This window comes from Methanobacterium sp. CWC-01 (genome assembly GCF_030323845.1).
GTDB lineage: Archaea > Methanobacteriota > Methanobacteria > Methanobacteriales > Methanobacteriaceae > Methanobacterium > Methanobacterium aridiramus.
On record NZ_CP040735.1, the window covers coordinates 109,290 to 120,184 of the forward strand.

At 47.7% G+C, this 10,895-nt stretch carries 10 protein-coding genes; 7 read left to right on the forward strand and 3 right to left on the reverse strand.

Annotated features, from left to right (window positions below):
- Positions 1-69: 69 nt before the first annotated feature.
- Both aspS and FGU46_RS00510 read left to right on the forward strand, forming a co-directional pair.
- Entirely contained in the window at positions 70-1,389 is a 1,320-nt protein-coding gene (aspS, locus tag FGU46_RS00505) for an aspartate--tRNA(Asn) ligase (RefSeq protein ID WP_286475418.1), read from the forward strand.
- 76 nt (positions 1,390-1,465) lie between these two features.
- Positions 1,466-2,791, forward strand: a complete 1,326-nt coding sequence (locus FGU46_RS00510) for a BaiN/RdsA family NAD(P)/FAD-dependent oxidoreductase (protein WP_286475420.1) — start codon at positions 1,466-1,468, stop codon at positions 2,789-2,791.
- Positions 2,792-2,833: 42 nt separating this feature from the next.
- On the opposite strand, the gene FGU46_RS00515 is transcribed toward FGU46_RS00510, so the two are convergent.
- Complete coding sequence (locus FGU46_RS00515) at positions 2,834-3,460, reverse strand: hypothetical protein (protein WP_286475422.1); 627 nt, start codon at positions 3,458-3,460, stop codon at positions 2,834-2,836.
- Between the two features lie 194 nt (positions 3,461-3,654).
- Between FGU46_RS00515 and FGU46_RS00520 the strand changes: the two genes are divergently transcribed.
- From FGU46_RS00520 to cca, 5 genes are all read left to right on the forward strand, one after another.
- A complete protein-coding gene (locus FGU46_RS00520) occupies positions 3,655-4,191 on the forward strand; it encodes a class I SAM-dependent methyltransferase (protein WP_286475424.1) in 537 nt (178 codons plus the stop codon).
- A gap of 16 nt (positions 4,192-4,207) precedes the next feature.
- Positions 4,208-5,002, forward strand: a complete 795-nt coding sequence (locus FGU46_RS00525) for a 2-amino-3,7-dideoxy-D-threo-hept-6-ulosonate synthase (RefSeq protein ID WP_286475426.1) — start codon at positions 4,208-4,210, stop codon at positions 5,000-5,002.
- 17 nt (positions 5,003-5,019) lie between these two features.
- Positions 5,020-6,144 (forward strand): 3-dehydroquinate synthase II, encoded by a 1,125-nt coding sequence (locus FGU46_RS00530; protein WP_286475428.1) that lies wholly within the window; start codon positions 5,020-5,022, stop codon positions 6,142-6,144.
- A 144-nt stretch (positions 6,145-6,288) separates the two neighbouring features.
- Positions 6,289-6,840, forward strand: coding sequence for an RNA 2',3'-cyclic phosphodiesterase (thpR, locus tag FGU46_RS00535; protein WP_286475431.1), 552 nt, complete (start codon positions 6,289-6,291; stop codon positions 6,838-6,840).
- Positions 6,841-6,858: 18 nt separating this feature from the next.
- Positions 6,859-8,241, forward strand: a complete 1,383-nt coding sequence (cca, locus tag FGU46_RS00540; protein ID WP_286475433.1) for a CCA tRNA nucleotidyltransferase — start codon at positions 6,859-6,861, stop codon at positions 8,239-8,241.
- A gap of 102 nt (positions 8,242-8,343) precedes the next feature.
- Here the strand turns inward: cca and priS are convergent, their stop codons facing one another.
- Both priS and FGU46_RS00550 read right to left on the reverse strand, forming a co-directional pair.
- The gene (gene priS, locus FGU46_RS00545) at positions 8,344-9,315 is read right to left on the reverse strand and encodes a DNA primase catalytic subunit PriS (protein WP_286475435.1); all 972 of its coding nucleotides are present in this window, start codon (positions 9,313-9,315) and stop codon (positions 8,344-8,346) included.
- A 48-nt stretch (positions 9,316-9,363) separates the two neighbouring features.
- Entirely contained in the window at positions 9,364-10,812 is a 1,449-nt protein-coding gene (locus FGU46_RS00550) for a DNA primase (RefSeq protein ID WP_286475437.1), read from the reverse strand.
- Between the last annotated feature and the right edge of the window lie 83 nt (positions 10,813-10,895).

Genomic DNA, 10,895 nt, shown 5'->3' on the forward strand with positions numbered 1-10,895 from the left:
AAAATAATAATTTGATAGAAATAAAATCCATTTAATAATACACATTTTACGTTAACGAGGTGAATTAGATTGACAGAATCATTAGGAGATTGGAGACGAACCCATTATTCACGACAAGTAAAGCCCGATATGAACAGTCAGAAAGTCACTCTTATGGGATGGATTCACGAAATCCGTGACCTGGGTGGAATAATATTCCTGCTGTTAAGGGACCGGGATGGTGTAACCCAGATAACCGCTCCCAGCAAGAAGGTTTCACCGAAACTCTTGGAAGAGATCAGAAAACTCAGGAAAGAATCAGTGGTGGCAGTTAAGGGCAGCGTTCAGGAATCCGGCAAGGCCCCGGGTGGTGTGGAGATAATCCCTGAAGAGATAAAACTACTAAACCAGTCCCAGCAACCCCTACCCCTGGATCCCACCGAAAAGGTACGGGCGGAGATAGACACTCGACTGGATTCTCGCTTCCTGGACTTGCGTAAACACAGTGTGAACTCCATATTCAAGATAAAAAGTAGAATGCTCCATTCCGTCCGGCTGTTTCTGGAAGAACAGGAATTTATTGAAATTAACACCCCCAAACTGGTGGCTTCTGCCACCGAGGGAGGTACCGAACTTTTCCCCATAACCTACTTTGAAAGGGAGGCCTTCCTGGGCCAGAGTCCCCAGCTTTACAAGCAGATGATGATGGCCACCAGTCTGGACAAGGTTTACGAGATCGCACCCATCTTCCGGGCCGAGGAACATGACACCCTCCGACACCTTAACGAGGCCATCTCCATCGACGTGGAAGTGGCCTTCGCTGACCAGGACGATGTGATGATCCTCCTGGAGGAAATGGTGGCCAACGCCATAAAGGACGTGAAGAAAAGCTGCAGTGAGGAGCTGGAGACCATTGGTGTGGAACTGGAAGTTCCCAAAACACCCTTCCCCCGTCTACAGTACTCGGATGTGGTGGACCTGGTTAACGCCCAGGGGGTTAACCTCCGTTACGGCGAAGACCTTTCTCGGGCTGCAGAAAAGGCCATGGGAGAAGTAATGGATGGCTACTACTTCATCAGTGGTTGGCCCAGTGAGATCAAGCCCTTCTACGTCATGCCCAACAGTGAAAACCCCGAGATCAGTCATGCCTTTGACTTAATGTACCGGGATCTGGAGATATCCTCGGGGGCCATGCGGGTGCATCTGCATGATCTACTGGTAGATCGTATAAAAAGCAAGGGACTTAACCCTGATTCCTTCAACCGCTACCTGGCTGCCTTCCAGTTCGGCATGCCACCCCACGCGGGTTGGGGTCTGGGCGCGGAAAGATTTACCATGTGCCTCACCAGTGCCAAAAATGTAAGGGAAACTGTTCTCTTCCCCCGGGATCGCCGCCGGTTAACACCTTGATCCCCATTTTTTTCTCTTTTTTTTTAGTTTTGAGCTTCCCCTAGAAAATTTTTTTATTCTCATGGACAGGATATCTATGGAAAGAATTCAAATGAAATCATACGACATCGCCGTGGTGGGAGGAGGCCCAGCAGGGTGTATGGCCGCCATTAAAGCCAGTGAAGCTGGTAAGAAGGTGGTGCTTCTGGAGAGAAACCCGGAAATTGGACGGAAAATTCTTTTAACCGGGAATGGGCGCTGCAATCTCACCAACAATTCCTCCCTCACGGGTTTAATTGACAGGTTCGGTAGAAGAGGATCCTTTTTTCGCTCCGCCTTTTCCAGTTTCACCATCACTGATCTGGTAAACTTCTTCCAAGAGTCCGGTCTGGAAGTGAAAGAGGAAGATGGAGGAAGAATCTTCCCCATAACCAACCGTTCACAATCGGTGATCGACGTACTGCGGGCCCAGTTGAAAAAACATAAAGTAACCATAATCTACAACTACCGGGTGAAGGAGTTAAGAAAAATGGATGGATACTTCCAGCTTTCCAACAAAACCGAGGATAAGAAGGATCACACCAATAAACAGCATTTTGGTCCTGACTCTGAACAATACATCTCTCCGGATGATGATCTAATCCAGGCCACCAGAGTTATCCTATCCACCGGCGGGGCCTCCTACCCCAAAACCGGATCCACCGGTGATGGCTATGGGCTGGCTCAGAAGTTGGGGCACAATATAACCCCCCTCAAACCAGGCTTAGTCCCCTTGAAGATTAAAGAAAATTGGGCTCTGTCCCTACAGGGAGTTGTGCTCAAAAAAGTGGGCCTTACCTTCCGACACGGGAAGCAGGGGAAGATAAAGGGAGAAGGCGATATCCTTTTCACCCACTTCGGTGTATCGGGACCCACCCTCCTGGATCTGAGCCAGGAGGTGGTGAAGATCCTGGACAAGGAAGCTGAAGTAAAGTTGTACCTGGATCTGATGCCCACTGTTCCCCGAGAACAATTGGAAGATATTCTGCTTTCTGATTTTAAGAAACATAGTAAAAGGGATCTGCAGAACTACCTTAGGAGTTATCTGCCCCTGGGTTTCATCAAGACCTTCATGGAGGTGGTGGATATTGATCCCCATAAGAAGTTGAACCAGGTTAATCGTAAGGAACGATTGAAACTTGCCGATAACATTAAAGGACTGAAAATCACAGTTAGTGGTCATCTACCATTATCTAGGGCTATGGTTACCTGTGGAGGTGTTTCTAAAAATGAAATTGACCCACAAACCATGGAATCTCGTCTGATCCCAGGCCTGTACCTGGCAGGGGAGATTATAGCAGGATGTGCCCCCAGTGGTGGCTACAATTTACAGCAGGCATTCTCTACCGGTTTTCTGGCCGGTGCTAGTGCTATTATCGATTGAAATAAATTAATTTAAAAATAGGAGGGGTTTTATAAATTATTTTCAGGATTTACCCTTCTTTTTGGCTTTAACGTATTTCTCAATGGCCCGGGTACCAAAGTAGAATCCGATTATAATGGCCATTAACACCGTGAAACTCTGGATCAGGATGGTCACTGGCTGGCCAGGAAGATACTGCACACCACCAAATACCAAGAGGGGCATCATGGCAAAGTAAACTGCTATGAAGGACACGCTTAGGGCCTTTCTCACTTCGCCGGTGTTGAGGGGTGCGGTGCCGGACATGTAGTTGACCACCACCACCATACCAAAGAAGGTCACCAATCCCAGGGATATAAAGAACCAGTAGATGGGAAGGCCCATCAGATATATTATAATGGGGATAATGACTAGATCCAGCATAATCAGCAGTGTGATCATTTTAAGGGCGTTTTTCCATTTTTTTTCATTGGAAATACGTATTTTCCGGACTAGGTTGTCCCTTTCCTTGGTGAGCTTGATTTTATCCTTATCCAACCATTCAACCTGTCTTTCCAGATCGTTTTTTAGGGTTTCTATCTTGTTCAGCTTCTCCAGGTCCAGCTCCTGGATCTGGTGTTCCAGATCCATTTTTTGGCGTTGAAGTTCATTAACTTGTCTTTCCAGTTGTTCTCTTTCCTGTTCAATCATGGCCAAGCCCCCTGGAAATAATAAAAACTAAATCTAACTATGTCCAGACTATTATTTAAGTTTATAAGTGTGGCGGATGAAAATTCTGGTATAGAGATTCTTTAACGAAAAAACATGACTCCCCTGGTAGGATAAACCGACTCCACTACCCCCAGAAAACTTCCAGAAATCCCCCCACCATCTGGTGATCAGATATGATCAATGTTGTATACAATATTAAAATTTATAGGGAAGTTCTAAGAGATACAATTAAACAGGATGATCTAGTGGTGGAGTTAGGGTGCCACCTTGGCAATTCAACCAAAATTATGGCGGAATTAGCCCCGGAAGGTAGGATTATTGCACTGGACAAATCTGAGGAAGCAGCCCAGTCTATGAATGATCTTACCAGTTCCTATGCTAATATAAAGTTCTTAAAGGCAGATGTACGACTACATGAGACTCTGGAAAAAGTCGCCAAAAGGTTAAAAGAACAGGGTGGTTGTGACGTGTTATCCATTGACTTGGGTGGTGGTCACTATCCCGATACCACCTTCAAGGTGTTCTTCATCTGGTCATCAACTTTAAGACCCAGGGAAACCATAATTAGAAATAGAGGACTTTTAGATTTCCTGCACTCCTCAACAAGCTCTGAAATAATTAAATCCCAGGAGGGCTGGTTGGAATCCTCTGGTGGGGATGGTGTTCCTCCCCGACTTAAAGAACTCCAACTGTGGTCCACCAACATTTAACTAAAGGAGGGTGTTTATGATCGGCAAGCGAATCAGGATCGAAAGAATATTGGATCGGAAAACGGGAAGATGTGTCATTGTTCCCATGGATCATGGGGTTTCCATTGGACCGGTACCAGGCATAATCGACATGGCCCACACCATTGACGAGGCAGCCAGTGGCGGTGCTAATGCAGTTATAATGCACAAAGGAATGGTTGGAAGCGGACACAGAGGATATGGAAGGGATATAGGTTTGATAATACATCTCTCAGCCAGTACTGGCCTTGGACCAGATCCGAACCATAAGGTGCTGGTGACCTCGGTGGAGAAGGCCATCCAGATGGGAGCCGACGCTGTCTCGGTTCATGTTAACGTGGGATCCGAGAAAGAACCCGAAATGCTCATGCAGCTGGGAAGCATTGCCGAGATCTGTGATGACTGGGGAATGCCCCTCATCGCCATGATGTACCCCCGCGGTAAGAAGATCGATAATGAACATGATGCTGAAGTGGTTAAACTCGCCTCCCGGGCGGGCGCAGAACTGGGAGCCGATATCATCAAGACCAATTATACCGGAGATCCGGACACCTTCCAGGAAGTCATTGAAGGCTGCCCCGTGCCCCTGGTAATAGCTGGAGGCCCCCGGGTGGAGACCGACCGGGAACTTCTGGAAATGGTTAAAAACTCCGTAGATGTGGGAGGCGCTGGAGTGGCCATCGGACGGAACATTTTCCAGGCCAAATCACCCCGGAAGACTACCCGGGCCATTGCCGAAATCGTCCATAACAATCTGGGAGTGGATGAGGCCCTGAAGATTCTGAAAGGGTAAAATAGGTGGAAAGTATCATGAAATTTGCTTGGATAATGGCTGAAGGAACCGAGTGGGACCAAAAGAAGACCCTCATCACTGCCGCTTTGGAGTCAGGTATTGACCACGTGGTGGACTTCACCGACGTGGATAGAATTCGTAAATTAGGGAACATAACCATCATATCAGATATGGAAGGATCAGACATCGTACTGGTGGGTCGCAACGGAGAAGGAGACAGCACCCTGTCCCTGCCCCAGAACCTTGCCGAATCCAAGGATCTGGCAGCCGTGCGCCATCTGAAGAAAAGGGGTAAATTAACCGCCGCTTATGTGGAAATCACCAGTAAAAAACATGAGGAACTGGCTTCTCTCTTGGGAAGAGAAGCCGACTACTTGATACTGCTGGGCCGGGACTGGAAGGTGATACCCCTGGAGAACATAATCGCCGACCTGCAGAAGGAAGATGTGCAGCTCATCGCCTCGGTTTCTGACTTTGAAGAGGCCAAGCTGGCCCTGGAAACTCTGGAATACGGTACCGATGGAATCATGCTCTCTCCCCGTGAAGTGGGAGAGATCAAGAAGGTGGCCGAGTTACTGGAAAAGATTGAATCCGAATCTTACTCTTTGAAAGTTGCCACTGTTACCCGGGTGGAGCCAGTGGGCAGTGGCGACCGGGTTTGTGTGGACACCTGCAGTATGATGTCCCTGGGTGAGGGTATGCTGGTGGGATCCTACAGTCAGGGACTTTTCCTGGTGCACAGCGAATCCCTGGAGAGTGAATACGTGGCCTCCAGGCCCTTCCGAGTTAACGCTGGACCGGTGCATGCCTATGTCATGGCCCCCGGTAATCGTACCCGCTATCTCTCCGAAATCCAGACTGGAGATGAGATTCTAGCCGTGGATAAGGATGGTAAGACTCGAAACGTCATAGTGGGAAGGGTTAAAATTGAGAAAAGACCCCTGATGCTGGTGGAAGCAGAAACCGAAGGTGTGGTACTCCGGACTCTCTTACAAAATGCCGAGACAATTCGGCTGGTGGGAGAAGATGGTAACCCCATATCAGTGGCGGATCTGAAGATTGGTCACAAGATCATGGTTTATCTGGACGAATCGGCACGTCACTTCGGGATGGCCATCGAAGAGAGCATAATCGAGAAATAGGGTTCAAATTAACTCATTCCCTTTTTTTATTCTGTTGTATCAATATGCAGCTATGAAATAGATAGTATCCTTATCAGCACGGAATGAGTCCACTTCTAAGTAGGGAAGTTCATTAGCCAAAAAAGGAGTGCAGGAGTGAATAGAATGAGAGCATTTATGGCCGTAGAGATAGATTTTAGGTTGATAAACAAAATTTTAAAGGTGCAGGAAGCTATAAAAACGGCTGATGCCCAGGTTAAATTTGTGGATGGGGAAAACCTGCACTTCACCGTTAAGTTCTTCGGGGACATCACCCCGGACCAGGCCCAGCAGATTGCCAGCCTGACCGAAACCCGGTTGGAAAACCAGCACTCATTCCAGATGTACATCAAGGGTACAGGTGTATTTCCCAAACTGGACCGGCCTAGGGTATTATGGCTGGGAGTGGATAACCCCCAGGAATTCTCCCATTTACAGCAGAGGTTGGATGAAGATTGGGTGAGGATGGGTTTCAGGAAGGAACGCAGCTACATACCCCACCTTACCATAGGCCGGGTGAAGGGGCCTCGGAATCGGGAGGCCCTCATTAGTAAAATCCGGGAACTGGAGAGGGTAGATATTGGCCCCCTCCCAGTAGAAAAACTAGTGCTCAAAAAGAGTGATCTCACCCCGGTGGGACCCATCTACACCGACCTTCAGGAGTTCCCCCTGGGTTAGTTGTGAGGTGTCGAATTTTTGCCTGATCTCAATCTAATTCTTGAAAAAATAGAGCCCTCCCCGGAAGAAAAAAGGAAGGTGAAAGGTTTGGCCAGTGAACTCATTGGGATCATAAACCAGGAAGCCCATAAACAAGGCATCCCCGCCAATGCTATCCTGGTGGGCTCGGTGGCCAAGGGCACCAGACTGGCCGGCAAGGCTGATGTGGATATTTTCATAACCTTTCCCCTGAGCTGTTCCCAGGATTATCTAAAGAATAAAGGTCTGGAACTGGGTCACCACTGCATAGAGAAGATGGAAAGCGACTATGAAGAACGATATGCATCCCATCCCTACGTCACTGGATTCATAAATGGTTACCAGGTTGACTTCGTGCCATGCTATGCCATCAAGATTGGTAGTGAACTTAAATCTGCCGTGGACCGGACCGTGCTCCACACTGAATATATCAAGGCTAATCTAAAGCCAGAGCAGACAGGTGAAGTGCTCTTACTCAAGCGTTTCATGCAGGTGGTGGGTTGCTACGGCTCCGAATTCAAGGTGGGAGGATTCCCGGGTTATCTGGCAGAACTACTTATCCTCGAGTATGGGACATTCCTTAGGGTGCTGGAAGCTGCGTCTAAAGAGTGGATGCCCGGTTATATGGTGGATCTGGAAGAACATGGCACCGCCAGTAACTTTCATGATCCCTTGGTGGTGGTGGATCCGGTGGATGAGAACCGTAACGTTGCTGCCGCTTTAACCAGGCAGAAGATGGCCGAGTTTGTGGTGGCGGCCTCCCAGTATATTGAAAACCCCAGTCCGGACTTCTTTTTTGATAAAGAACGGAAAATCAATGCAAAGCTCCTTAAAGAGGAGCTCATATCTCGTGGGACGGAGAACCTTATTTTAAAATTTCACTCCCCTGAATTACCGGAGGATGCTCTCTATCCCCAGATCAGGAAGACCGAGCATTCCCTGGTGAATATCCTGAAAAGATCGGGTTTCCGGGTGTGGGGTAGTGATTCGGTTAGTTATCATAGCCAGGTGTTCATAATCCTGGAACTGGAGGTCTACAATCTCCCCCCCTTCAAGCGACACTATGGCCCCCAGGTGTGGAACCGGGTGCACAGTAGAATCTTCCAGGAAAAGTACCAGCCCCATTGCTGGGTGGAAGAAGATGCCTGGGTTGCCCTAGTTAGACGTGACCACACCACTGCTGAGTCATTATTAAAGTATGTTATCTCCCGGGATGGTATCCGGCATCTGCGGACCGGCCGACATCTCAAAGACCAGTTGATGGATGGATACCAGCTTCTGTCTCTTCCAGATTTTTTAGAAGACGAAACCCCAGACCAGAAGGTTCTGAATTGGCTCTATCACTACCTGCATAAAAACGAGTTTCCAGGGGATATTTATTGAAAACCGGATTAAGGAAACCGAATTAATCTATTCACATAACACCAAATAATCCATTTAATCTTTCGCTTTCCATTACCCTCAATAATACCGGTTATCCGCCAATCATGATTCCTTTCTTTCATATACAAATTGGGGCACGGCATCCTGGAAGGGGTCGAAGGTCTCCAGGTTTTTTATCTCGGTACATTTCATACTCACCATGGAGTGCAGGGAGGAAGGAAGTCTCAGTATACGTTTCAGATCAATGGATACCTTGGCATCCACCAGTCCCAGGTTAACAAAAGCCAGGGCTTTTGTCAGCCTTTTATATCGGATAGGCCCGATGGCATTTCGGAAAGGACCCCACTGGTCTTCAAGAAGCAGGTGACGGTTTTTTATCACGTCTTTGAGGAGTTTTTTATTAACCTCATCCAGTGTTATATCCTCGGTGAGGTGCAGTATGGATTGTTTTATCCGCTGGGTAAATACCCGTGGATAGCCGAAGGGTACGGTGAAGTGTTCCAAGTTGTAGGTCATTCCCTCATGGCCGTACTCGCTGCGGGGTACCTCGGCCCCCACCAGGTATTTGACGATCTGGGAGCGCACTTCACTGTCGGTGCCCAGCACTTCTTCGTCCTGGATCCGGAGGTGATATCCCCGACCAGAGTAGATCATATGAATCTCTTTAAGGCCCAAATCACCTTGCAGGGTGTCTTTAAGGTCGGATACTATATTTTTGGCCTGGTCCAGACACAACTCACAGACACTGTCACACTGGCAGGATCGAATGGGCAGATCCTTGGCATCCACATCGAAAACCAGCTCTGATTTAAGCCAGCCCTCCCTTCGATTGGGTTTCTGGTAGAAGGCTACCGAGGTGTAGGCGGCAAAGGGGGTGCGATAACGCATGAACTTGCGCAGGTGATCCTCATTGCGGAAGGTCCGGTAACGGTCGTTAGGCCCTCTTCCATGATGGTCAAAGCCGAACTCCCGCTGGTAGAGTGAATCACGTATGAAGCGGGGGATCTGTTTAATGTCCCATTCTTCCCGATAGTACCGACGCCTCTCCTCGGGGGTGGCTTTTTGAAATTCCATGATCGTTTCCTGTAAAATTTATTTATATATTTAAAGCTTCAATTCCAGCTAAGCGTCAATCCAGCCATTATCCTGGTTCTTTTTTTTACTTTCTTCAGCAGACCCTTTATCCTGTTCACCATCAGATTCTTGTTGTTTCTGTCTTAAAATCCAGTTTTTGCGGTTATAGTAGATTAGGGGGTTCCCGATCTTTTTACAATCCTCATCCGGACGGCACAGGTGAGGCAGGTGCAGTTTGATCTTCTCACAACTCATGGGGGTGTACCATTTTGTTTCCCCCTCATTTTCCTGCTTGAGGGTGGAGTGCATTCCAAATCCCAGTTTGGCGTTGATGTTGATTTTTTCCTGGGGCTGGTCCTCAAAAAGAGGTGGGACACACCTTTCAGCAGCCTCGTAGATGAGGGGTAACACTTCGTTGTGAACCACCTGCAGCTGAGGGTCCTTATCCGAGACCTGAACGGTGACATTCTGTTTGAAAATATCCGGACATAAACGGGCGTAGGATACGAAGGGGGTGATGAAAAGTACAATGGCATCGTTTCTTCCCCCGGATTTAATGCCCTCCAGGGCAGTTTTAACACAGGGAGGGAATGCCTCCCGGTTTAGAGGTCCACTGTAGGAGTATCCACCTCCCTTCCCTGAAGCCCCGAAACTGGCAGTGGGCTGTATTAGGATTTCAGTAACTCTATCAGCTAATTCCAGTAGCAGAGGGTTGGGTTCCACCATCAACCGGGCTTTCTCATGGACTTCGGCCATGTAATTCTCGGTTTGTTGCATGACCATCCGGATCAGGATTAGTTCCTGAAGTTCTTCTCCAATGAGAAGTTGGTACATCTTATCCGGGTCCCGGTGGTTGAGCCGTGACCCGAAACGTTCCCTGAAATCATCACGATCCAGGATCACCTCCCCCTGGTCCAGGATCAGATCGGAGAGTTGTATCCGTCGAGAACTTAAAAGGTGCTCAAAGAAGATCCACTTAACAGTTTCCTGGCTTAAAAGCTCCTGTAAAGTTTTTAGCACGAGTTCAACACGATCCCGGCTGTTTAACTCTTCCAACCGATTCTGGATCAGGCTGCCCTGGGATTCCACCATCAAACGACTCTCACGAGAATTAGGTCCGAATTTAACCCCTATAGCCTGGGAGAGAAGGTAAAAAGAGATGATATCATATTTTTCGATATCTTCCTGGAACAGAAATGCAAATTTTCGGTAATTGAAGTTAGGATCGTTACGTTTTTTTACATACCATTCCAATCGTTTAAGGGCCAGTTCTAGATAATTGCGGGGGATATCCTGGTCCCGCGATATATCCTGTGATTTACTACGGGTAACCAGCTCTATAAGCTCGGAGTTATCATTTATCAGGGTCTCAAGACTTCCCAACTGCCTTACTCTTTCCCGGCCCTCAATGGAGAGTGGATTTATAAAAGAAACCCCTACCATGATCTGATCTTGGTTTTCTAAAATAAAGTACTTGATGTATTGGCGAGGTGTCAAATTTTAAGGTGACAAATTTATATATACAAATATGAACAAAGGGAGATTTACCTTTTAATCAGTACTTATACTTTTTAAAATTA

What these genes read in the sequence shown, in the direction of transcription:
- FGU46_RS00530 (WP_286475428.1), top strand. Translation starts at nt 5,020, where the DNA reads ATGAAATTTGCTTGGATAATGGCTGAAGGAACCGAGTGGGACCAAAAG.
- thpR (WP_286475431.1), top strand. Translation starts at nt 6,289, where the DNA reads ATGAGAGCATTTATGGCCGTAGAGATAGATTTTAGGTTGATAAACAAA.
- priS (WP_286475435.1), bottom strand. Translation starts at nt 9,315, where the DNA reads ATGGAATTTCAAAAAGCCACCCCCGAGGAGAGGCGTCGGTACTATCGG.
- FGU46_RS00520 (WP_286475424.1), top strand. Translation starts at nt 3,655, where the DNA reads ATGATCAATGTTGTATACAATATTAAAATTTATAGGGAAGTTCTAAGA.
- FGU46_RS00515 (WP_286475422.1), bottom strand. Translation starts at nt 3,460, where the DNA reads ATGATTGAACAGGAAAGAGAACAACTGGAAAGACAAGTTAATGAACTT.
- FGU46_RS00525 (WP_286475426.1), top strand. Translation starts at nt 4,208, where the DNA reads ATGATCGGCAAGCGAATCAGGATCGAAAGAATATTGGATCGGAAAACG.
- FGU46_RS00510 (WP_286475420.1), top strand. Translation starts at nt 1,466, where the DNA reads ATGGAAAGAATTCAAATGAAATCATACGACATCGCCGTGGTGGGAGGA.